The organism is Leptospira inadai serovar Lyme str. 10 (genome assembly GCF_000243675.2).
GTDB lineage: Bacteria > Spirochaetota > Leptospiria > Leptospirales > Leptospiraceae > Leptospira_B > Leptospira_B inadai.
The window spans coordinates 234,150-259,725 of sequence record NZ_AHMM02000006.1 but is presented as its reverse complement, the minus strand read 5'-3'; the positions used below and the strand labels follow the sequence as shown (position 1 = coordinate 259,725).

Here is a 25,576-nt window from a genome sequence, read left to right as displayed (position 1 = left end):
CATGAGCTTGTCGGCATATCACGGAGCCTTCCGATTCGATTTCGTACTTTTCTAAAGTAGTGGATAAAGCCGCGCTCACAATCGAACTTTGACTGCATCGCTCGACGGAAAAAGGATAGTTCCGGGAACTATCCTTTTTCCCTGTCGTGTCCACGTTGCTCTGCGTATCCCAATGATTTTTAAGAAGTGCATCAGTTTGATAATCTGATAGGTAAGATCGAATTCAAACCGACGATAAGCGAAGTTCGGCGAATTAGGATGAGCGTGATGATTGTTTTGGTATAATTCACCTAAGATAATAACGTCGATCGGCAGCGTATTTTTGGAATGATCACCGTGTTTCGGATGGTTTTTATATCCGTACTTATGCCCGCACCAATTTACGATCGCAGTTTGCACGGGTCCCATAAAATAATGTATCGGGAGAAGTACGTACATCCAAGTCGCATCGGTCGGTACAAACGCGAAATAAAATAAAGTGTAACAACTTCCGAAAAATATTCTGACAGGCCAGGAATCCGCGAATTTATCAAGCCGGGGTACCTCCGGATAATTGCCTTTGAATTTCGTTTCGACCTCCGCGCTCCCGTTCGCAATCCCGTTGAAAGCAATGGCCGTCTTATTTACCATATCGAAAAAGCCCTTTGAAATGACGGGAGAAACCGGATCCTTTTCGGAATCGCTATAGGCATGATGCATTCTATGAATGATTGCATAAGCTCGCGGATTTAAGTATGAAGATCCTTGGACGATAAAGGCGAAAAAGTAGAAAAATCTTTCCCAAATCCGATTCATCTCGAACATACGATGTGCGGAATATCTATGCAGAAAGAATGATTGAACAAAAACCGAAAGTAACCAATGACCCGCAAAGAAAATCGAAATGAATATCACCGCTTACTCCTTTCAGATTTCGTTCGAAAATCGACGGACTGATCGTTCGATTGAAATTGATTCGGCCTACGATAAATCGGATCAAAGGAGAGGTCAATGGATTTCCCCTCATTCTAAAATCGAAAGTATGGATAAGCTGGCTTCCGGCAATGGGAGATACAAATAGAGGAACAAAAAAAACCGATCGCAATGCAAGCGAACGACTTTCGAAAAAATAACCGTAATCTATCTTTTAAGAATATCAAAAATCCTTTTAAAAGGTAAAAAATAAATGGAGAAGAAATTCTCGAAATCCTCTTGCTTGGCATCCTGCAATCCGAAGGTTATTTCCTCCGTTTCATGCCGATCGGGAATATATAGACTCCCTAAAAACAAATCCCAGAAAGCAAACGTAACTCCGATATTCTTATTTTGAAGTCGAACATCAACGCTATGATGAATCTGATGCTGAGCGGGACTTAAAAAGATATGACTTAGCCATTTCGGAAAATGAATGGCAATATTCGAATGTCTTAAATTTGCGTATAGATTGAAAATGAAGATTCCTACGTTCACGCCAAAAAAAGAAATCATCGTAATTGTCATCGGAAATGCAAACATCGCGACTCCGGTAACAATCCCCGAAAAAAAAGCCCCTAAAGAATTAACGAGAATCGCCTCCACAGGATGAACTCGATAAACCGTTAGTGGGTTCAAAACTTCCGCCGAATGATGGAGTCTATGGAACTCCCAAAAAAAAGAGTTTTTATGCAAAAGCCAATGCGCAAGAAATCTTCCGAAGTCGTTCATCAGCCAAAATAGAATGGAATATAATACGATTAGCACGGAAGAGTCGAAGGGGATCTCATACGCTAGCACGCCGAATAAACGAACCAAACCGTTATTCACAAAAGCCGAAACGGTCGCACCGGAAAGAACGAAATAGCCGTAATAAAAACTGAACAAAATCGTATTTAAAAAATAATATTTATAATCTATTAAAGCCGATTTGTGTAGCCAATACTCCCTGGATAAAATTTTACTCAAATAATTTCCGACATTAAAATCTTTAACGCGGATTTTTTGCCAAAGAATGAAAAATGCGGTGATAATAACGGAACTTAAAAGATATAACCAATATATTTTTACCGACGGGAGAAATATTATCCGAATCGGGCTTAGCAACGCTGAGTAGATATTACTGAAATTTAAATCCATAGGATTTCTATTTCAAAAAAACTACCCTATCTTTTCCCAGTCAATTGAATTTGAGGGATGCCAAATCGGCTCGAACCGGGCTTTTAGAACAATTCCAGCAGAAGGAATGAACGATCTATCTTAATCCAAGATCCTATAATTCATAAATATGGAGAATTTCTAGAATTTTGCAAGAACGTTGAAAATTCGGAGTCAATCGATCGAAAAATCGGCGGATGCGATCTTTCTCCTTTACGCATTCTTTTTGAATAACCGTTTGGTTTTAAGTTTCCATTCCCATAATATAATTTCCCGCTCGATCTCGTTCGATTCCGATTGCCCCTTCTCCAAAAGCGCCAATACCATACTTGCAATTTCTAGAGAAAATCCCTTTTCGAGTTCGGCTTCGAACTCGACTACTCTCATTCCCAATATCAATCCGGCCAGACGGAACCCTTCGTTCAAATTTAACAGTTTATTGTGCCGGCTTCTTCTTTCTTCTTTATTCCCGTCGTCTCGAATCATCAGTTCAAGAAATATACGAATGAATGTTATTTCTTCGGGATCGAGGGAAAAATCCAAAAGGAGCTGTTTAACTTTTTCGAGTTCATTTTTTTGTAAGTGAACTTGAGCTAAGAAAACGGGATTAACGGAATGTAAATTTAAATTTTCCTTCTCGGCAAGGTCGGATGCGCGAACCGTCTTGAAGTCAACTACGTTCGAATTTTTCTCGATCTCATTCTTTGATCGGACCATATTTTCAGGATTTTTATCCTTGGTCACCGCCAACAGAGCGGCCTTGCTTCTGATAATCAGCATATTAAGCGAAGGGAATCGGATTTTTTGGGATATCAAATCTTCCCGGGGGAAATTCTCGTCCAGGACTAAATGGTGGATTTCAATCCCTGCCGCCCGGGCCCGAAGTAGATCTTCACATTTCCTGTAATGAAGTATAATTACGGGAAGAACATCGCACTCGCTTCCGCTATTTAAAAAAACCGATCGAACTTCGCTTCCTGTACTGGCATGTTGAAAGGGAATTACCAATTTTCCGCGAGTTACATTAACAAAACTTAATTCTCCCAGCCGAAAGTGGGATAAATCGAATCCATCGCCCAAAAATGCGATCTTCGGTACGGGTACGATAATGGAATGATTTTTCGAACCTTTCGGGATCTCCGGACCTTTAGCCGTAAAGACCACATAGTTCATCTTAGCTAGCTTGATTTTGACTAGAAATCCCCGAGGAGTCTTTCTCTCCTCGTAAATCGAATCTAATGACGGAAAAGCGGACACTTGAACTCCCTCGACAATTTCAACGACGCATAATAGTCTGCATTTATCCATTATCCGACGAAATTGTCCTCCTCAACCGTACGACTATTTTATCTTAATATAAAATAGAGTAATGAATCTCGGAGCAAAAGAATTGATTTTTTACGTGTAAATAAATTGCAACATTTCTGAAATATACGCTTGCTTCTCAGGTCGTAAAAGTACGATCGAGCTGCGAAAAACGTATCACTTGATAAATATCTTTTTTGAGAGAAGTCCGAACGCCCGGATTTTGCGTTAGCATCGGCGGAAGAAATTTCGATTCAGTTCGGGAAAACGCAGATCGTCATCGGAATAGAAGCATTCTTTCGATGACAAAAGATCGAATTCTTGGAAAAGCCGTAAATTCAGAGGCAATTCGATTGCGAAGTTCGATCTAAAATTATTACTAAGAATTCCTTTGCGTTCGCTCTTTTCCTAAACTCTTAAGTAGATCCAACATTTTTGCGATTCTCTCGTTTTTAGAATCCAATTCGAAGGCCTCCATGGCAATTGCTAATGCGCTATCGTAATTTTTCAGCACCAGATATATGCGGGATAGATTGAGTAAATTCTTAACATGATTCGGTTCTCGCAGGCGAAGCCTTTCGCCCAAATCCGCGGCCCTTTCAATTTCCCCGTTTTTTCGTAACATAAAAGATGTGAAATATAACATTTCATTGTCCAAAGGATGGAGTTTTAAATATTCTTCGCCATAATGGGCGGCCTCTCCGAATAATTTCTTCCGCATAAATAGAAAGGCCAAATATTTCTTGGTAACCGGAATTTTTCCGTTTAAAGTCTCGATTTGCCTAAATAGCGAAATCGCTTCATCGAAATTTTCTTCTTGGGCATTTCTCTTAGCCTTACCGATTAAGTTCAAAACGAGCTCATCGTCTTGTAATCCTTTGGCGTCTTCGTTCGTTTCATTCATCTCCTTCTCTTTAAAGGAAATTCTTATAAGCGATAGATCGTCGGTCAAACGGCCTTCCGATAAAATAAGATGAAAAATACTTTCCAAATTCCCTCGGCCGGATTGCACGAACTCCAGAAAACGAGTATGATCGTCGTTAATCAATTTTTCACCCGCTTCATTCAATCCGATATGTATATCATCCCTTCCATCGGAACCTGCGATAATGACGTCTCCCGGTTGCAATTGAAATGTTTTCACGTAGACTCGACCGTTCATTCCTTCGGTCCCTAATTTTCTGAATGTCAAATCGTTCTCGATAAAGTCTGCTTGATCGTTCCTGTACAAGACCGTCCACGGATGCTCGGCATTTAAATGATAAAGTATGCCTGCATCCTCATCGACCAATCCTATCACGGAGGAAACCAGCATGGAGCCGTTAAAGCTTAGGAAAACTTTATGGAGTTCCATGAAAGTGCTCTTAAGCCATCTTTCAGGCGAATAATTCCGGATCGAATCGGTGATTTTCGTTCGTTCAATGATGGCTTCGAAAACGGCTCCGAATACTAGCGCTCCGCCGGCTCCTTGCATCGATTTTCCCATCGCATCCGCATTCAAAAAGACGGTGTAGTTTTTCCCTCTCAATTGGATTCGATTGGAAGCGCTGATGTCCCCTCCGATCTCCGAGTCATGATTGCGAAATTTGAATTTCTTTTTTTGATCCGTTAAAAAATCGACTTTCACATTCCCTTGGTTCGCGCGGTTAGCGGCTAAGGATTTCAATAGGAGAGACATCAGAAAATAGTCGCCGTCCTGTTGTTCTTTGAGAACTTTAACTTCTTTTAAAGTTATTTCAAGTTCGTTCGTTCTTTCCTGGACTTTTAGCTCTAGATTTTCGGCATAGTTCCTTAGACTATTTCTCGCCGATAACATGCTTTCCGCCATATGATTAAAGGACCTCGCAATAAATCCTATCTCATCCTCGACTTTAGGGACCAGTCTATATTCCAGATTACCGGAATATACTTCCTGTAAACCGGATACGACCTCCTTCATCGGGATAATTAAAGCATACTTAAAGAAAAGCTCGAAGCCGAAAACGACTAGAAACATTATCGAAATAAGACAGAGAAGTAAAATTAGAGAAGGGTAATGTAAATACTCCCTATAAATGCGGTAATCGAATCCGGCTTCGAATAGTCGGCCGGTCGTTTTGTTTACAAGATAATAGGATACATAGTATCTAAACGGCTTACTTTCTCGGGCCATACTCGAAGAATCGATCCCTCTATACATTCGTTCTCCATCTCGATAAATCGGGATCGTGGCATCGAATATCAGGCGCCTTAAATCCTCGTCGGACGCACCCGCCTTCATCGCTCGTCTATAGGCGATAGAAAGTTCGTTTAACATTTCGGTAACGCCCGGCTCTCTCGAGGAAAATAATTTCGAGATACGAACCGAGTCCTTCTTATCCTGAACGTGAGCGAATTGGCTATTCAATACGATCAGCCTCCGCGATAGACGTTCTAAAAAAGTTTCCATTTCGGCGTTCGATACCGCTTTATTTTTCCGGAACGAAAGAAATCCCAGAATCGCGGCTTTATATGCGAAAAATTCCGGAGGGCTATCGATTAGTAGAGACTCCGATTTTAGTAATCGCTCGTTTGCCGGAAGATCCTCCAAGTTGTTAAGCGAATTCCAAAGATGAATGTAATTAGCTTCGAGCCTTCTTTCCGATTCGGAGATCGGATCGGATTTTCCGAAAACTTGATTCGAACTTCGGGTAGATACGTCATATGAAACGATATATTCGAGACCTTCCCCTTTTTCTTGAGTCGCGACCGATAATTTGGCTTCTTGGTATTGTATCCGATCGAATGCGAGTTCGTATTCGATTAATATAAAATACGCTACTATCTGAAATACGAGAAAGAACGTTGCCATCGAAATACCGACGATACGATTTAGGATCGTGGTTTTTTCCTTGGCGATATTAAGATAGATCACCAAAAGGAGAAAAAAACCGATTACGAAGGATAAGTCTACCGCTTGTTGATAAACGATTCTAGAAATGGAACCGTTTCTATTTAATGCATTGGTTACCGCAGGAATGACGAGAATAATGCAGAATGCGAAAAGCATATAAATTACGGCTTTCCTCTCTTTCCCTTTCTCGCAGACAGCCCTCCAAATTCCCAACGATATGCAAAGAAGGTTAAAAAAAAGAACCAATACGGAATATATCATGTAAAAAGAATATGTTTCGAAGTCCCAATAATGGCTTCCTTTTACGAAGCGTCCGACCGAATTGCGGGAATTCAAAATGAACAGAATCTCCACGACTACGACGATTGAGACTAGGAGGAAATAAATGTATTTCCCGATCTTTTCCTTTCTTGGTGTCGGGAAATAAAAGAAGACTAGGGAAAACTGAGCGAATACAAGCAGCGCCGACGGGATGACTATCCATCGATGGTAGATCCCCCATCGCTCTAAAGTGAAAAAACCGATCGTATATCCGAAATGAAAGAAGAAAGCGAAGCAGGATGCGATTCCTAAATGAAGTGCGGCTTGGCTCCGCTCTTTGATTCTTAGAAAGAAGAATGCGACGTACAAGCAAAAGAGAGCGGCCAAAATGGAACCGAAAGAATAGAAATTTAAATATCCGAATTCCATTTATAAACTTCTCCTAATTTCTAATAAACGAATCAATCTCTAACGTTCCTTTCTAAAGAACCGTTTCGGATTTAAACCTAATTGTTTCCCCCGATTTATATAATTCTTCGATCTGATCCTTGTATTTTTCCATTATCGTTGTACGTTTCATCTTGAGAAGATTCGTTAGCTCATCGCCCACTTCGAAAGGTTTAACTATGAATAAAAATGGAGTTACCTGCTCGAATGATTTGAAGCCGCTTCTCGCGTTATTCAGGGCTTTTATTTCGCTGCGATATAAATCTATAACCTGCTTCCTTCGAAGCAATTCCTGCTCGGAATCGACGGGAATATAATTCTCCTTAGCCCAAGCGATAAGAGATTCAAAATCGGGAACTATAATCGCGCCTAGATTTTTCTGATCCTGTCCGATTACCATACATTGGCTTATATACTTGGAAACCTGTAACCTTGCTTCGATCGGAACCGGCTCCACATTCTCGCCCCCTCTTAATACGATCGTTTCCTTTGCCCTGCCGGCTAAGGTTAAGGTGCGATTATAACTGACGATTCCAATATCACCGGTATTCATCCAGCCTGCATTCAGAGCATCCGCAGTGATGTCGGGGTTTTTATAATAACCTTTCATAATATGCGGCCCGCTCGCGAAAACGATTCCCTTTTGGCCCGGTTTTCCTTTCGTAAACCTTCCGTTTTCGTCTATTTCGGATAACACTTCGTTCTTTTCGGTTCGAATTTGGAGTCTAGTTTTCGGTAGGATATGACCTACGGAACCGATTACGAATTTGTCCATCCTCCTTAGGGATATTACCGGCGAAGTTTCCGTCATACCGTATCCTTCCAATAAGCGAATTCCTAAATGATTGAGTGTTCGATCCACCCGGTTAGGCAATGCTCCTCCGCCTGAAACGGATGTTTTTAAGAATCCTCCGACTATATCCCTGCGTATTTTCGATAGTACGAGCAGATCTAAAGTAAAACTGTTGAATAAGAGACCTATCACTCCGATCGTATATAATAAAATTTTGATCTCTTTTGCCGCATACTCGAAAGGAATTAACGTAGCGCATAGAAACGAGATCGAGGACAGCGTAAAAGGACCGAAAAACGAATATTCGAACGTCATTCGTATCCCTTTTAGAATCGTTCCGAAAAAGCTCCTTCCTTTCAAATCCAGTTCGTTTCCTAGAAAGAACGCTTTTGCCTCGTTTTTCTTTTCGGAATAAGTATAAGCCAATTTAAATAAGATTCTGCCCAATCTCGAAGTGCGATCAGGATCGGTCATTCTAGTGAGAATACCGTTGCAGATCATCTCCCAAACTCTAGGTGCCGCACCGAAAAACGTAGGTTTAAAATCCGTAAGATTCTGCTTCAAGTCCGGAATATTCGAATAATACGTCGTTCCGCCGACGTGCAAAAAACAATATTCCATAAATCGTTCAAAGATATGCCAGATAGGTAAAATAGAGATGGCTCGATCGTTTTCCGTTATCTCCAAAATAGGCGAGACGGAGCTAACTTGAAAAATCATATTAGAATGGGTTAACTGAACCCCCTTTGGCTGTCCGGTGGTTCCGGAAGTATAAATTATAGTGAATAAATCCTCCGATTTTAAGGACAAGACCCGTTCTTCTACGTTTCGACTTCCTTGCTCCCGCAATTTTCGGCCTCTACTTAGTAATTCGTACATATCGAGCGCTTCTTTCCGCTCAGGAAGAGATTGCATCAATATTAGCGTTATTTCATGATCTATATTCTTTTTTTGTTTTATAACTTTTTCCAATACTCTTTGATTCTCTACGAAGACTATCCTACTCTGGCTATGATTGATTATATATTCGATTTCAGAATCGGTTATATCGGATCCACGCGGAACGCTGACTGCCCCGGATAAAATAGTTGCGCAATCCGTAATCATCCATTCGACGCGATTGTCCGAAAGTATCGCGACATTCTCCTTCGCTTCCAATCCGATCTCGATCAACGCTTCGGCTAAACTTAGCCCGGATTCATAAAGTTCTTTATAGCTAAGGGAAGCCGATCTCTTTTGAATATCCTTGTATCGAAATGCGCTTTTTTCGCCGAACTTAAGGGCAGACTCTTGGAATAATTGAGCCAAGTTTTCCATCTAACTAAACCTTTTTGCATAATTGTCGTTATATTTAAAACGGACAAATTCAACGCCCGTTTCGAACGAACTAAATATAGCTTCGGTTCTCTCCGATTGCTTGAACGGAGCGGCTATAGCGAAGTAAATGTTTGTACGAATCGGCTATGATCCGAAATTCGAAAGCGAGAATTCGACCCGATAGATCTCACTATTAATATATTATGTATATATTATATACTAATCTCGCACAGGTCGGAGAAAAACCGAAAAACCACGGAAGTAACCTCTATCAAGTATATAGAATTAATTCAAGTTCGCTTGATAACTCGAAGGTCCGATTTGGAAAACACTTCTCCTAGCGACCTGCGGTTTTTTTGTTCCATCCAGGACTTTCTCTTCTCCCTCGCAGAATCCAGCCCATCGAGAATTACGCTTCTTAATTCGGACAAAGATTCAAAGACTCCGTCTAAAACACCGGATTTGAATGCATCGCTGGAGGCTTGGGCTTTTTGCTTAAAAGAGTCCAGAAATTCTTTTCGAAGATTCTCTATCTCGAGAGTCTTTCCCTCTTCCCTCAATTTGGCCACCTTGGCTCCTTGAAATAGATCGAAGGCGGAGAATGCCCCCATTACCGCTAATGTTCCCGAACGCCAAGAGTAATAGGAGATCCCCGGCCTTAAAAATCCGCTGAAAGCATGTATCTGTCGGCCCCCGTAATTTTGCCGAAGTACGATCGAAACCACCGGATTTTGCGAAAGCACGTTAACATCCAAAGATTCGCCGCCGATTTGTTGGATTCTCAATCTTTCCTGCTTGGTTCCGGGCACAAAGCCGGGTGCATCGGAGAGCATAACGAGAGGAATATCGAACTTATTCAAAAACTCCATAAAGACTCGGAATTTATCCGTCCCGTACGCATCGGGAGCTCCCCCATCCTTAGGTTGATCCGCTATAATGCCGACTGTCCTTCCAGATATCCTGCCGAGGCCGGTTACAAGACTAGTCCCGGGATCCGACTCGTAGAATTCCACGAATGAATCCGAATCCAAAATAGATTCCGCCAAAAACTGGCGCATGTCGTACGATTTTGCGGAATCTTCCGGTAATGCGGGTTTCTTTGGAGCCGAACCTGAATCCATTATAGTTCTGTAATGGATCAATCGGAAAACGGAAGCGGCTTTATAATACGCTTCTTCGTCGGTATCTACTACGATCGTTGCCGCTTTTTCCATTTCGGAACTTTGGCGAAAGGCCTCCTCGTTCCCGCGGTTTTTTTGTCGCTTTGGGCGCACAAGAATCCAAACGTCTCCGATGGAAGAAAGTTCCGTTAAAGAAATTCCCGAAGTATCCTTAACGATATGCACGAGAGGTGCCGCAAATTCCTGTAATGATTTTTGAAAATCCTTACGAACTCGGAACGATTCGGAATCTTCAATGTATTCGCTTCGAAACCATTTTTTGCCGTATATGAGCAACAGACCCGTTCCGGTTTTTCGCGCGATTCTCAACGTTTCTTTGGCCTTCACCAAGGCCGCAAAGGAATGAAAACCGAATTCGGTCCGAGGTCCCAAGACGGTAATGGGCATCCCTCCGAATCTAAATATTCCGGCGACTAACGATTCGGAGCCGGAATAATTCGCTTTGATCGGTAGGAACTCGCCGGAATCCGATACCGACCTCAGCTCCGATTCGGAGAGAATCTCCGTCGCTAAGTTTAAATTTTTATTTTTTCGTATATTCTTAATTTTTAATATTTTGGAACAATCCTCGACCTCGTGCAGGATCGACTGAATTTTACGAATATAGGAGATCAAATGTAATTTATCGTTTGCCACAAAATCGACGGTTCCGGTTCCTCGACCCATAATCTTGGCTCCGCCGATCTCGTAGTTCGTAAACGTTTCTCCGGTTACCGATTCGATGACGGCCGCACCGGTTAAAACCCGATACGATTGTTCTTCATCCAAAAGTACTTGCAAAGAAGCCTGGGAAGACCCGTATACGTCCAATCCGGTGGAAGAGCCGACACCTACTGCAACTACAAAACAGAATTTGGGCCGATCTTCCGATTGGTAGGCTCTAAATCCTAAATTTTGCGCCTTCTCCAGCCGTTCGCATAATTTCCGAACTTCTAAATCATTATGCGAACGGATTGCCGCTTGAAACTCGCCGGCGCTCGACCTATGAGCCAGAAGAGCGTTGATAAAAAATCCTTCCGCAGCTCTGTTTAGGGAAACCATTCCTTCCTTAATGTTCGCCCCAGCCCCGTCGTTCCAGACGTAAAATGGTACGTCTTTTCTATAGGCGATATAAGCCCCGGCTAGATATTTTTTTCCTTCTTTATCTCCCGTTGCCCCTCCCGCTATTCGAGAATCCTTTAAAAAGAAAACGGCTTCGTTTCCGGCGATACTTCCGATATAAATCTTTGCACCGATCGGAATTCGTTCGCTTGAATCGGGATCTCCCTTTTCTTCAAAATCAAGGCCGGGGACCAACACTTCCTCAAAACTACCCGGATCAAAGGTTTCCTCGACCCATCTTTCCAAAGGCCATTTTCCTTTTTCATAAAGCTTTCTGTCCTTTGAGTCGCAAACTTCGGCATACGGAAAACGGAAATCATCCCTGCCGAGCGAATCGATCCGCAACTTTCCATCCCGAAAAAAGAAGGAATATCTCTTATTATGGATAGCATTAACGTCGCTAATTTCGAGGGTTAAACTACTGAACGTTCCCTGAAGAAAGAATTCCATCATGGACGAGGCCGTCTGATTTAGAGTTTCATAATATTCGGACGGATCGATCCGTCTCGCATTCGAAAGTGCTTCTGACTCGGATACGATTAGCTCCATACGAAACGAGGCGGCTCGTCTAATCCGATCCGCGGCTCTCAATAAAGCGGCTCCCGAAATCGCTTGGCTTTCCAATTCGGGAAAATGAAATGCTTGGTCTAATTCGTTCCATTCTCGCGTTAAAGCCCTAGCGGGAAAGAATGCAAACAAAATGTATTCCATTTTGTTTTTCATCTTGAAAGAATACAGGAATTTGTTTTCTGTCCTTGATTCCAATCTGGAAATTTTTCCCAAACCCTTCCAGTATTCCAGCTTGCTCAAGAGCGTAGAGCCCATTCTCTCCGAAATATTCTCAGGGATTAGAGGAAGAGTATCGTTAAAAGACGGAATCGATCCGCTTTCGTTTGCGGAAGAATCGGATACCAAAGTCCAAGGATTTTTCATAAATCGAATATATTTTGATATATTCCGTTTTGATAACGTACGAACTCCCTCGGGGGCGTTAAAATCGGAGGTTTTACGGACGGAAAGGATTCTCCTTACGATCGCTTCGAACATCGGATCCCTTTCCCTTTCCTCCAGGGCAAGAAGTTCGTGCAAATGCAGATTCACAAGTTTTGACGTCGGCAAGAAGGAAGATAGTTTTTCCAAAATATTCGAGTACAACTTGGAATAATTCATCAAATTCTTATATGCTATTAATATAAAGTAGAACGCCTCTCCTTGTTCTTTCAATCTTCGGAAAGAGACCCAAGGCTTTACCTCGTAAAAAGAAAAGGCACGCGAGAGCAATCTTGACGTACCTTTATAAGGCTTAAATCCTTCGGTATCCCAATTTAATAAGGATCTCTGTAGTTCACCGAAGTGAGAATGAGAGGATCCGAAATCGGAAGAGAATAATCGCCGAAGTAGAACTACATATTTCAATAAAACAGCCGGCAACTCCGCCCATTCTTCCGCTTCCTTACTCTCCTTTCCTATCCTGGAAACATCCATCGAACTAAATAGGTTTGCGATTTTTGCTTCGGTTTCCGAGCCGCTGGAGAATCCTAATATCAGAGAATATAGAATTCTTAAAAGTTCCTTCCTTTGTTTTCCCGTTTCAAGAGTCTGCGCATGAATTAAGGAATGCTGATCTTCGGCCGCTTTGGAAATTTTGTTCCATTGTTCCATAATCGATCGATCCGCCGAAATGGATCGATCGATTCCCGTCGAACTTCCCGATGTGATTTCTTCGGTACGAATCTCCGAACGAATCTTCGCGAGGACTTCTCCTTCCGAAAAACTTTTCCCGAGGACTTGTCCTGCCGCGGTTGCACCTCGGACCAATTTACTTAGGTTCCCATTTTCAATTAAATAACTGACAACGCCGTCAGCCGGAGACTTCAATATCGTCTCCATTTTCATAGCGGAAATAACTAAAAGAGGATCGCCCTGCTTAATGACACTACCCTCGGACCAAGTTTTTTTGGTCCTAGGGTCTTCGAAGAGTTTTACGAACGTACCTTGAAACGGAGATCGCAAGACTCCCTGCTCATCGCCGCGTTCCTTTTGGTCCTCGGATGCTATTCTAAGTCGGGAATAATGCAATTTACCGCTCGAATCGGAAAATCGAATTAAATGGAAATTCGGCTTCGCGTCGATTCTAACGGACACGGACCTTCCTTTCGATTCGGCTAAAAATTGCCTTCCATCCGGCGAGGAGCGACTAACCTCTATTTTTCGAGTAGGCAACGAATCTCCTCCTATAAGAAATTCCCTTAAACCGATCCTCAATAGAAATATATGATAAGAAGTTTCATCGATCCAAACCTTGTAATGATAGGGAGATTCTTTCGAGTCGTAGGAATATAATATTTTTGTTAAATCCCTTTTCCTAAAAACGTCCGAAACCGATTCCCCTTCGTTTTTCAAGGTTTCGCTTATGCATGCAAAGATAACCGACTCCTCGAATAAAGAATGATCCGTCGCCGTTAATTCGGGATATTCCTCGAGTAAGCGATTGTCGTAGTCGCCTTCGATAAAACGATGATGTCGAACGACGGAAAGTAATTGTTCGATATTCGAAGTAATCCCGCTAAGATACAATTCGCTTAACGCTCGCTCCATCCTCAAAAGAGCCTCGGAACGATCTTTTCCGAATGATACGAGTTTTCCGATCATCGGATCGAAATCGCCGGGTATGACGTCTCCCTTCTTGAACCCGAAATCGCATCGAATTCCGTTAAACGTAGGAAGTTCTAGTTCTCGAATTTTTCCCGGAGACGGAGAATAATTTTGATAAGGATCCTCGGCATAGATTCTACATTGGATGGAATGATCCCGTTCCCTAAATCTCATTCGTAATACGCTATGATAGGGAATCTTTTGTTCCCTCTCGTCGAAGAGGAATATCTGCCATTTGGCTAAATCTATTCCCAAGGATTGATCGGTGACCGCATACTCGACTTGCAGCCTCGTATTCATTTCCAAAAATCCGAACTGTCCCGTCTGCCGATCCAATAGGAACTCCACGGTTCCTGCACCGCAACGTTCGGAATAACCGGAGATACTCGCCAACTTTTCCGCGCTCGAGAGTAGCTGCAATTGAGTGTTAGGAGGTAAAAAAGATTCTCCCGATTCTTCGATGATCTTTTGGTTCCTTCTTTGAACGGCGCATTTCCTTATACCGACCGCGACACCGTTGAATATCTGCACTTCAAAATGCGCGGGATGCTCGATATATTTTTCTAAATAGAAAGTATCATTTCCGTAGGAATTCCTACCGATGCGAACGGCGCTCTCGATTGCCGGCGGAAGCTCTTCGATCGAACGCATCACGATCATTCCTTTTCCGCCTCCCCCGGCATCTAATTTCAAGATTACCGGAAAACCGATCCGCTTCGCTTCCGATTCCGCTTCTTCCAAACCGGATATCGAACCGGATCCCTGAAAAAGAGGAATTCCATTTTGAATCGCTAGGTTTCGTGCATCCAGTTTGTTTCCGACGCTTCGCATAACGGATGCTTTAGGACCCATGAAAATAATTTCATGCCCGTAGAATTTTTCAATCTCGCGCAAACGGTCCACAAATCGATAGTTTTCGGAGAGGAAACCGTATCCCGGATAAACGGCGTTTGCACCGCTTTCCAAAACGGCAGCGCAAATCGCCGGAATATTCGCGTAATTCTTGGCCTCTCCTATATAGATCACTTCGTCCGCAAATTCAAACCAAGACTGCCCGCGATCCTGATCCGCAACCACCGCAACGGATCGAATTCCCTCCTCATGCAAAGCCAAAAAGAATCGTTTAGCGATCTCCCCTCTGTTTGCGATAAGGACTTTTTGAAGCCTTCCTTCCCGTTCTCTGCGGTTTCGGACGGTATTCGATAAGCGTTTATTCTTAGTTCTGAATAAGTCGCGAAAGGATTCTATATCAGAAAAATCGAATGTATTGCCTATATCTATCTTTTCTTCACTATTCATAAAATCCTCGACTTCTCATGCCGGCTTCTTTGGGTTTCTTCGATTCTTCCGAGAAATGCTCCATAAACGGCGAAGCGACTCTGAAAGAGGCATCCAGAAGAACGGATTCTTCCCGGTCGGATTCCACAAAGGAATGGGTTTTCTTTTCGTAAAGATTTACGCCCGTACCTAAACGTATCTCGTTATAGCGACGGCCGGCATAACCTTCCCGTTTTTTCCGTAATTTTAGATATTCCCGTTTTTCATCCTCATTCAATGCGGCCCAAAAGAAATTACGGTGCATAAGAAGAACTAAAGCTCCTATATGACCGAAACCTAATGTACTTAACATTCCGGCTTTCCAGAAATTCTTTCCGAAGGATATCGTCTCGTCGGTGAAGCTAAGCGAAGAGTAGACGTTCATGTCCGAATCCACATCCTCCAAATTCCGATTTCCGGAAATCACTCCCTCCTCTAAGGATTGAAGAAGTCCGATTGCTTGCCAAACCGCCGCGCCGGCCTTCGGATGTCCGGTCAGAGATTTTTGAGAAACGACCGCAAGAGAATTGCCCGGCGTTCTTCCCAGTTTCCGCATGAGAGTATGCAAAAGTCTATTCTCGTTCTTATCGTTCGCTTTCGTAGACGTATCATGTTTATATACTAAAGCGATATCGTCCGCGCTTAATCCGAAAGCTAGCAATGCCTCCTTTAAAGGAGAAGACTCGGTTTCGGAATCCGCTGCCAAGGAAAGAAGTCCGATTCCCGGAGCCGGAATAGAAGATTGAATACCGTCCGTACGAGATGCGGCAAAGCCCACGATTCCATAAACCGGCAATCCCATCTGCAGAGCGATATCTCCTCTTGCGAGAAGAATAATTCCTCCTCCCTGGGATTCTAAAAAACCGTTTCTACGAATATCGTTCGGCCTGCAAATACTAGAAGGTTCGATTCCTTGTTCGGCCATTTCTTCCGAATTTGCAGTGGCATTCATATCTCCGAAACCGATCATGCTTTCTTCCGCAATATCGTCGAATGCTCCTGCGATCATAAATTTCGCCTTTCCCGAAAGTATCGCGTCTCTAGCAAGTTCAATTGAAATCCCGCCGGTCGCGCAGGCCGCGACTGGCGTTTGCATCGTTCCGTAAATTCCGGCATAAGAGGTAACGGCCCAGGCAGCGGTGACGTTGATCAGCGCCTCTTGAAGCGCGTCATGCTGCCTTTCCTCTCCCAAACGATAATCCAGGAATAGACGTTTGAGCATCTGCATGCCACCCATACCCGATCCTACAGTGGTACCCACTTGACTAGGATGAACGGTTTCAAAAAGTTCGAACGGATCCAGTCCTGCGCGCAAATACGCTTCGCAAGTGCAGTACAGGTTGAATATCGTGATCGTATCGACCTGGCGAATGAGATCTTTAGGAATTCCGTATTTTTCCGGATCCCAACCGTCGGGGATTTGACCGGCGATTTTTCTTTTTATCGCCGATGCTTTACGAATTTTTAATACGGATCCTTTTTTCCTTTTAATGAACCATTTTTCCGATTTTTGATTATTGTAGATCTCCGTAATTTCCGGTTCGGCTTTTCGAAATTCTTCCGCCTCTTCAGGACCCGATACCGGAATATAAAAGTCCTCCTCCAATACCACGTCGGCGAATACGGAAATCTCCGACGGATCAAATCCGGAGCTTTTAATCTCTACGATTCGAATCCCCGAGTGCTTTAGGATTTCGCTTTCATACTTCTGCTTAACTTCCCACTCTTGGATTTCTTCTCCCGTTTTCGCATCCGTCCAGACCTTACCCTTTTCTCCGGTCCGATATTGAATATAGCCCATCATCCAAGCCATCTCCACACTCGCTTCGAGGGATAGAGTTCCGGACTTTTCCAAGTCCCAACGAGTGAGGGAACTCCCACCCGGACCGAGTTCGGAGTATCCGACGACACAGACCAATTTACTGAGATCGGTTTTGGCGGTTTGTTTAAATTCCTCCAAATCCGTCTCATTTGGAGCTTCCGGAAAGACCAGGCCCTGTTTCGGAAGAGGTTTAACCTTTCTAATGGGGCGAGTCGGATACAATGCCGAGCTTATGTTTTGGATTTCCGTCGTATGTTTGTTACGAGCGATTATATCGGCGCGAATTTTGGCGAGACGTTCCCCTAGATTTTTTACGTCCCGTAAATTTCCCGTTAGATCCGCCTTCACGACCTCCAACGAGCCGTTCCGCAAACCCCAGCCGGCTAAACCGATTAGTAAAAATCCCATTTCGGAACGAGAGAAGGTTCGCATTCCCGTTTGATCTTCTAAGACAGGAGCCAATAAATCGTTGGCTTCCATAAGGCCGGTTCCGCGCACCCATCCGATAACTCCTCCCAATATCCGCACGAATCGACCCCAATCCGCGGATTCCGAAAATTTCTTGCGAAACAAAGTTTCTAAGCCGAGCTTTGTCTCGGCATACATTCCGTCCCTACCGAATATTCCGTGATTCGGAGACAAAGGTAGGATAACGTTGAGTTTATGTTCCGAGTCGCCGAAATTCGCCCTTCGCTTACCCAATTCCCCGATCAACTTTTCGACTCCGACAAGCATAACCCTGATCGAAAGAAGCGAAGTGTCGTCCAAGGACGATGCCGTATTTTCTTCTCCGATCGCAGCAAATGGAAATAGAAAATCGGGGATCCAATTTTTAGATTCCAGCCAATCGACAAGAGAACGAATGTCCGCAAAGGATCCTTGCGAAAAAGGAACGATTTGAAGCGAGGAATTTTTTGCGCCGTATCGTTGATACAGTTTTTTATAAAATCCGATCCTATCCGAAGAATAGGAACTTGTAGTCAGGACTACCTCCGCCCCTCCTAGTAAAAATGCCTTTACTATTTCCGAGGCTATGGAACCGGGACCCGCTCCTGTGACCAAAACCTTTGTTCCGGAAAAAGAAATTCCCGTTTTACAGAGATCATTTAGAATTTTTGAATATTCTTTAGTTTCCGCTTCGTTTCGTTCGAAAGTCGATCCGAAGTCGCCGCTGGATTCCAGAAACGAGTATCTCGAATAACTGACCGCCGGATTTAATTCTAGTTCCTCGTCACCGCAGACCAATGAACCGTTTTCCCCGTCTTTCAAATCCGGCCGCTGGATCACTCGAGGATAAACAAAGACCGGAGATTCGTCGATTCTTTCGGAAAGACGGTTTTTTAATCTCGAAAATTGCAGGTTCGCATTTTCAAACCTCTTCCTCTCGTCCGATAAAGAGGATTTGTGCGCCTTCTTCCCGAAGACGGTATTCCAATATTCTAAAATATCCAGAATTTCAGAGTCGGAATGATTCCCGAAATAGAGTGTGTCCTCTTTGGAAAATTCCCGAATTTCACCTTTTAAAAATTGCGCCGCGAGAGCTAAAACTCTCTTCTTCGCCCATTGATGCGAATTTTTGAAAGAAACGATTTTCTTTTCGGAAAAAATGGCTGGAATCCGGTCCTCGCTTTTGTCGAGAACGGAGCGACCTTCTTCGATCTTACCCAAATCGTGGATTAAATATTCCGAATATGGGTCGTCTTCCAAAAGACGTCTTCTCAAGTCTCGTATCGATTTGGCAAAGGCTCCATCGAGACCGAAGTATTTCCTTTCCAGAGCCTCTAAAGCGACCGAGTCCACTTTGGCTCCGCCTCCTCCGTTATTGGAAAAAGCCGATCTTTTGGGAATTTGGACGTTTTTCCAGGAAGAGAAAAGATCCACCGCCTGATCCAACCATCGCGCGGATTCTTTCGTACCGGTAAGCCTGCTTTTGAGTCCGATCGGACTCAAAGCTCCTTTTCCGAGAGATTCTCCGTCCCTAACCGCCAAAGGTAGATACATGCTTAGGGCAAAGACTCCGCTTTCGCTTAACATTCGTTCTTCTTTCAAGTGTTGAAAGATTTCTTTTCGTCCGAATTCCGGAGGAAAGAATTTCTTTACGGTCTCTTCAAACGCACTTCGCAAGTACGGCCCCGGTTGCTCGTACGGCATCCGATCCGCGAGTACTTGGACGAAATCCTTCAAAGGCTTTTCGTGAGCTCCTTCTAAAGCGTTCGTTCTAAACTCGGAACCTATATCGGCGAGCGCTTGATTCCGTTTAGAGGAATTTCCCCCGAATAGATCGTCGACGGTTCCGGATTCGGAGATTTCATCCACGCGAACTCCCGCTTTGAGCGAGAGAAGCGAGAAGAGTGCATCCTTTCGATCCAGAGTTACATTCGGAATTTCTAAAGAAGCTCCGGGATGGGAAACGATTATGATTTCTTCCTTAGCGTCCGGCAAAACGGATACGTTATGCTCTAAGGAGATGGACGATTTCGGTTCCTCGGGAATCGATTCGGCCTCCTCGGTTTGAACGCTCCATTCCGCGTCGGGGACATCCTCTTTCTCGTAAAAAACTTCGTCCCTGTTCTCTTCCAAATGTAGAATTTGAAATTTAGAAGAATCCGTCCGGTCTTTCAGAGTTTGCCTTGCCATGCCGGATAGGTCCCCCCTTGCTCCGACATCGATCAAACGATTGATTCCGAGTTCTCCGAAGAAGACTTCCTGAGTCCGAATCCATTGCACCGGCATGGCGAATTGATACGCCAGTAGCTCGATCAAGATCGTTCGTCTAACTTCGTTCGAATCCAATTCTTCGGGATTCTTCTTTAAAAGAACCGAGATAGATTCGCTTCCCGATACGTCCAGCAACGTTTGAAGAAACTCCTTCGATACGCTGAACGGAATCGCGATTAAATTCGGGATGTATTTCCCATCCAGATCCCGTAAGGGCAAATCGGCGGGAATATTCTTCTCTAAGGTTGCGCGGAAATCCGGAACGCCTGAAAATAATATGCGCGAATGGAACGGAACGTCTATCCCTTCCAGTCGAATCGTAGTTTTTTTACCCTTGGCGAATTTTTTGGATTTTGCCTCCAGCAATTCCAATGCTGCGATATGACCGGTAACTGAATATTGCTTATCTCGAATATTATAATTTACTACTTCTAGATGAAGGCCTGTTTCTTTCTTGGATTCGTCCACTAATTCCAGTATTTTAGCTTCGTTCAGGCCTACGTGGCGGTTTCCTAGAACCACGCTCATCGCATAATTACTTTTTCCCGCCGCGTCTCTAGGAACCAGTCTCTGCATCGTAAATCCGCGATTGTATACGATTTTAAATACGTTTTCAGAACCGATAAACCCTCTGGCCGCTAGCGCGGAAAATTCTCCAAGGGAATGACCGGCAAACGGCGAATCGGGAACTAAGTATCCTCTTTTTTTCAGGACAGCCCAGTCGGCTAGAGATTTTGCGACCAAGGCCACTTGAGTAAATTGAGTTAAATGCAGAACTCCTTTAGGATGAACCCAATCTCTCCCGCCGCACCGAATCGAAGTCGGATTATTACGTACGATCTCCAGCAGAGAGAATCCCAATTCGGAATTTGCGGTATGCTCGGCTTGCGCCCAAATTTCCCTAGCTTCGGGGAACTCCTCCAGAAGTTTCATTCCCATTCCCTGCGATTGGGAACCTTGGCCGGTAAAAACGTAGGAGGTTTTAGCCGGAGAAACAAGCGCCTCCGCCTTCAATTTAATCTCGCCGTTTTTAGACTGTAGGAAGATTTCTATGACCTGATTCCCCGAGGATTGCGCCACGTGAAATGCATCCAAACGTAATTCTTCGTTTAGATAAACCGGAGCCTCGAAGGTTTCCTTCAAAGAAACTAGTCTGGACGAATCTCCACCGCAAGCGAATCTAACGAGTATGTTCGTCACCTGGGAGGAGGTCCAGAGTCCGTGAACGATGGGTCCATCCCAACCGCCGAGACGGGCAAAATTCGGATCCGTATGAATCGGATTTGCATCTTGCGAAGCGGCGGAATATAAACTCATATCCTTGGGCGCCCGAAATACTTCGGATACGAGCTTATATTTTTTCTTCAAGGGAATCGGAGAGTCAGCCGATTCAAAGACCTGAAAAATTCGATCTAAGGACGAGGTTTCGGTTCCGATCGTTTTTTCGTTTATAATAAAATCGGAATATATTGATTTATTTCCTAGTTTATCGATCCGATAAACGATTCCTTCGATTTCATGTCGAGTTTCCTTTCCCTCCGAAACCGATAGCCGTTTTTGAGTCCTGAATCGAAGGATATCGCCTTGTTGGATTTCCATTGAATCGCTTCTCTTTCGAATCCAGGGAATTTGCCTAAGAACGTCGGCTTCGGCGAGGGACGAAACGAGAATGCCTCCTTCCTTCGGTCTAGAATCGAAACTCGCAAAATCCCCTCGGAATCCGCGCAGTAAAAAGCCGGTCTCGAAACTCGCTACGCTAACCTCACGATTCCGAATTTCTCCCGACACATAAACTGCGGCTGCATCGGCAAGTTTTTCCACGCTGGAAATTCGAGCCGAGGATGATATGACATCGCCTGCTTTCAAGCCGGCAGCTGCCGGTTTCCAAGTGAAATTCTGGGAAAGATGTAAAAGACGGAATAAATCCGCTTTCGGGAACGAGAACAAAGGCCCGATAATTTCTTTCCAAGCGAAAACGGCTCCCATGGACAAGGACGAAAGAAGACCGCCGCCTTCCTCGAAATCTTTTCGAAAATAATCGTTAGTCGCCTTTCGGAAGTCTACGATCTCGCTCCGTTCGATCGCCCTTTCATTTTCATTCTCCGCATAAGAATCGTTTGAATATAATGGAAATTGAATGGACGACGAAAATTCCTGATGCTTTCCCAATTTCCAAACGTTTGAATGGAAAGAACGGATCGATTCGGATCGGAATTCCCCATCTTCCAAAAAGAGAACGTCAGGCTCATCCACGGCCGTAAATCTTCTAGTAAAAGGAATAGAATCGTGATCCTGCGGGTGAGAGAAGAAAAGAGTCAGCTCCGCGGATTTTTTCCCCAGTAGGCGAAGAGTGACGGACGGCAAGGTGTCTCCTTCCTTATAAGCGCATAGCTCAATGAGTTCGCCGGAATCCGCTACCCGCCAGGAAAACTTTCGATACAAAGTCGGCGAAAACCAATCCGGGATGTCGGAAACCTTTCCATTAATCCTGGCGCAGGTCAAGAGAGCCGAAATCATTCCTTCTCCTTGTCGGCTTAGAAAATCGATCCAAGTTTCTTTTTGGATGAGTTCCGACGATGGTAAGAATGCCTCCGTCCTGCTTTCCGATCGAATAAGCTCTACTCCTTGGAGATGTTCCGAATCCTTCCGAGGCAGGAACTCCTTCCAAAGTTCGATTTGAAAAGCTTCCGCTTCCGATTTTAAACCATCCACGAAACTTTTCAGAATCTCGGAGACAGGTTCGTTTTCCTGTAGCAGACCTACTAATGCCTTAGGCCCCGGAATCCACGGACAAGCATTCGGATCCATATCGATACAATGCGAATACCAAAGGGAATCCGATCGAATCCAACGAACTAGATCCTCATCTAAAATCGGAATGAAGTTCACGGGCTTCCCGGGACGCTTACAAACTTCCAAGAAAAATTCACGATCTTCCGGAAGTATGAATAGATCGTTTCCGATCGGATAGTTTTTTCTCCAACGAATCAGGAATGCCTTCGGATCGTCCAAATCCTCGATTCGCTGAAGCAGGGATTCCACTTCTTTACCCGGAAATAATAACCTTCCTTCAAAACGTAAGAAGAGTTCCTGCAAGCGAGTACGAAAACTAAAATCGATAAACGGATGATCCGGCCAGTCGCCTTCACTCGACTGAAGTCGTTCGCCGGGGCATGTCAGTTCTACGAACCTTTCTAGTACTTCGTTATAATTCATGGCATCAATGTCGCCAAAGTACGGTTTGGCGGTCCGGTTGACTAGTTCTACCAATTCCGCCTTATGATCCAAAACGTTACGCCTAGCTTCTTTCGGCTCCTTACCTTTCGTAATTTTCTCGGCCAACTCCGAAAGCTTTGTCCAAGTATTGGAAGCATAATATATGTCCGCTCCTAATCCCGATTTTCCGGATACGACTCCGCCGACATCTTTTCCTTCTTTCGTTTTTGACCAGTCAATGTCACCGGATTTTTTGACTAATTCTTTCTTAATCGCAAGCGAGGTTTTACATTCCTTCGCGGCCATCAATCGAGTACCGAGAAAGACCGCGTCCACAGGCTTTTTATTCCGAGAATCCCAGTCGCCGGACAACCACGATGCGGAATCTTCCGGCGACCCGATTCCTCCGCCTACAGCGAGAATCAGATTCGATCTTTTTCGAATTTCTCCGTAAGTGCTTTGGACCAGGTCTTCCAAATCTTCCCAGCTATGATGTCCACCGGCCGCGCCGCCTTCAATCTGCATCATGAAAGTGATATGCGGAACTTTATCAGCAATCCTTAATACTTTTTGAATTTGATCTATGGTACCGGGTTTAAACGAATTTAACCAAATGCCTGATGATGAAAATTCCTCCAAAAGTCTGACCGCTTCCTCCGGCTCCGGAATTCCTGCAGAGATCGTTACTCCGTCGATAGGAGCTCCTTCCGATTTACATTTCTTGACAAGCGGAACTTGAAGATTCCAAAGATAAGCATCGAGATAAAGAAGATTAACTACGATTCCCTTTCCGGGTGGAAGCTCTTGGCGGATTATCTCCAATCGCTTTCTAAAAAGTTCCTCCGTTACTTGTCCTCCTCCGGCCCACTCGACCACATAACCTTCTTTTGCGGCGGCTATGACGATCTCGGGTTCCACGGTCGAAGGGGTCATTCCTCCTCCGAATACGGGAGGACGTCCTGTCCATCTGGAATATCTATTAAGCGGGAACTCCCGCCCGTGGGCGAGTTTCCCGAATGTCACCGCATAGTCTTTCCAATCTATAGGAAATGAAAAAGAATCGGTTTTCAGGAAGGCACGAAAACGCTCCTCTTGTGTAAGGTTCTTTACCAAGAATGAACGGCCTTTTAGGAACGGTACGGAAAGCTTTTCTACAAAATTGCCCGGACCAAATGATAAGAGAAGTTGCTTTCCTTTACTCTCGATAAGAGAAGAAAGAGTCCGATTCCAATCCAATAGATCATTAGAAACCATCGAAGCCAAATCGTTGGCCAGATTCGTCGAGGATAAAGTTCTCATATCCTCTCCTTTACGCGTATCGTAAAGGGAGATTTCCAGATCTTCCGGCTTAGGTGAAAATCCGATCCGAACAAAATCGGCTTCGACCATTTTGGGCACTTCGGCGAGGAAGGGAGAATGAAACGGAATGGAGGCATCGATAAAATTCCAAGTCCTCACACCTTCCTGTCCGGACCTAGATAGATAATCCCTAAACTTTAATAATGCCTCTGGAGACCCTCCGAAAACCCGATCGTTGGGACCGTTTATCAGACAAAGAAAAACCTTTTCGGATGAATCGACGGATTTATTATAATTATTTAATATATCGGCCAATGAATCGACTTGCTCGGAAAATCTCATTTGTGCCATAGGAGAAGGAATCTCTCCTTTTTTTGCGAATCGTCTAAGGATTTCAGGATCGATATCCATTTCCGGATAGATGGTTTGTGCGCGAAGTATCAGGAAAAAAAGTGCGGAAAACGTTTTTTCAAAATTATCCAGAAAGATTTCCCGATTAGGAGAAGAGGATAATAGTAGTGCGGCGAATATCCCTTGGGAATGCCCGTAAATTCCGGCCGTATTCGAGCGAAGTAATTTCCAATCCGATTCGTTTCTTAGAAATCTGAATAAATTTCCGGCTTGGGCGGCAAAAACGAGAGGAACGCTATATAAAGAGGATTTTTGGATTAACTCCTTGGGAACGGCGTCCGGATCGCGCAGCCAGGTGCGTAAGTCGAAGCCTCGGGGAAATAGGAAGGCTAATCCTTCCCCTTGAACCCGGGACATACAAGTTCCTAAAGTCGCATAAAGTCGTTGGAAGAATTCGGCCCCGTCTCCCTCCGTCTCGAATAGTGACATCAATTCGGGCAGGGGATTATTCCCCTGCCCGGCAAATAATACGCTGACTCTCACATCCTCGGGTAAAAAATTTCGAGCTACATCCCTCGCAGCCTCCCGCATAATCATAGTTTCTTGTTTCCCTCTATTCTCCGCAGTCTTCATCACCGATCACCTTCCCTAAAAAACTTCCACAATATTAATTATTAATAATATTATACCGGTATTTATTTTCATTTAACCATGAATTAAATTAGCTCCCAATTCAAGTCAACCAGTTTGAATTAAAAAACTTTGAACGTCCCGGCTAAACGACTATCGATAGCCGATTCGTTCAAGAAAAT

Annotated in this window: 7 protein-coding genes; all 7 read right to left on the bottom strand. The window is 44.1% G+C overall.

What is annotated here, in order from left to right; translation table 11 throughout:
* Positions 1–75 precede the first annotated feature (75 nt).
* Positions 76–894, bottom strand: a complete 819-nt coding sequence (locus LEP1GSC047_RS01840; RefSeq protein ID WP_010412353.1) for an acyl-CoA desaturase — start codon at positions 892–894, stop codon at positions 76–78.
* A gap of 225 nt (positions 895–1,119) precedes the next feature.
* On the bottom strand, positions 1,120–2,091 hold the full coding sequence (locus tag LEP1GSC047_RS01835; protein WP_010412356.1) for a sterol desaturase family protein: 972 nt from the start codon (positions 2,089–2,091) through the stop codon (positions 1,120–1,122).
* 231 nt (positions 2,092–2,322) lie between these two features.
* On the bottom strand, positions 2,323–3,417 hold the full coding sequence (locus tag LEP1GSC047_RS01830) for a hypothetical protein (protein ID WP_010412359.1): 1,095 nt from the start codon (positions 3,415–3,417) through the stop codon (positions 2,323–2,325).
* A 376-nt stretch (positions 3,418–3,793) separates the two neighbouring features.
* Positions 3,794–6,976, bottom strand: a complete 3,183-nt coding sequence (locus tag LEP1GSC047_RS01825; RefSeq protein ID WP_010412362.1) for a SpoIIE family protein phosphatase — start codon at positions 6,974–6,976, stop codon at positions 3,794–3,796.
* A gap of 52 nt (positions 6,977–7,028) precedes the next feature.
* Positions 7,029–9,104, bottom strand: a complete 2,076-nt coding sequence (locus tag LEP1GSC047_RS01820) for an AMP-dependent synthetase/ligase (protein WP_020988135.1) — start codon at positions 9,102–9,104, stop codon at positions 7,029–7,031.
* A 290-nt stretch (positions 9,105–9,394) separates the two neighbouring features.
* A complete protein-coding gene (locus tag LEP1GSC047_RS01815; protein WP_010412372.1) occupies positions 9,395–15,340 on the bottom strand; it encodes a carboxyl transferase domain-containing protein in 5,946 nt (1,981 codons plus the stop codon).
* Positions 15,333–25,397, bottom strand: coding sequence for a type I polyketide synthase (locus LEP1GSC047_RS01810; RefSeq protein ID WP_010412375.1), 10,065 nt, complete (start codon positions 25,395–25,397; stop codon positions 15,333–15,335). The genes LEP1GSC047_RS01815 and LEP1GSC047_RS01810 overlap by 8 nt, the downstream gene beginning before the upstream one ends.
* Positions 25,398–25,576: the final 179 nt, after the last annotated feature.

Excerpts from the sequence above, each read along its gene's own strand:
- LEP1GSC047_RS01825 (WP_010412362.1), bottom strand. The coding sequence starts at position 6,976 with ATGGAATTCGGATATTTAAATTTCTATTCTTTCGGTTCCATTTTGGCC.
- LEP1GSC047_RS01820 (WP_020988135.1), bottom strand. The coding sequence starts at position 9,104 with ATGGAAAACTTGGCTCAATTATTCCAAGAGTCTGCCCTTAAGTTCGGC.
- LEP1GSC047_RS01810 (WP_010412375.1), bottom strand. The coding sequence starts at position 25,397 with ATGAAGACTGCGGAGAATAGAGGGAAACAAGAAACTATGATTATGCGG.
- LEP1GSC047_RS01830 (WP_010412359.1), bottom strand. The coding sequence starts at position 3,417 with ATGGATAAATGCAGACTATTATGCGTCGTTGAAATTGTCGAGGGAGTT.
- LEP1GSC047_RS01835 (WP_010412356.1), bottom strand. The coding sequence starts at position 2,091 with ATGGATTTAAATTTCAGTAATATCTACTCAGCGTTGCTAAGCCCGATT.
- LEP1GSC047_RS01815 (WP_010412372.1), bottom strand. The coding sequence starts at position 15,340 with ATGAATAGTGAAGAAAAGATAGATATAGGCAATACATTCGATTTTTCT.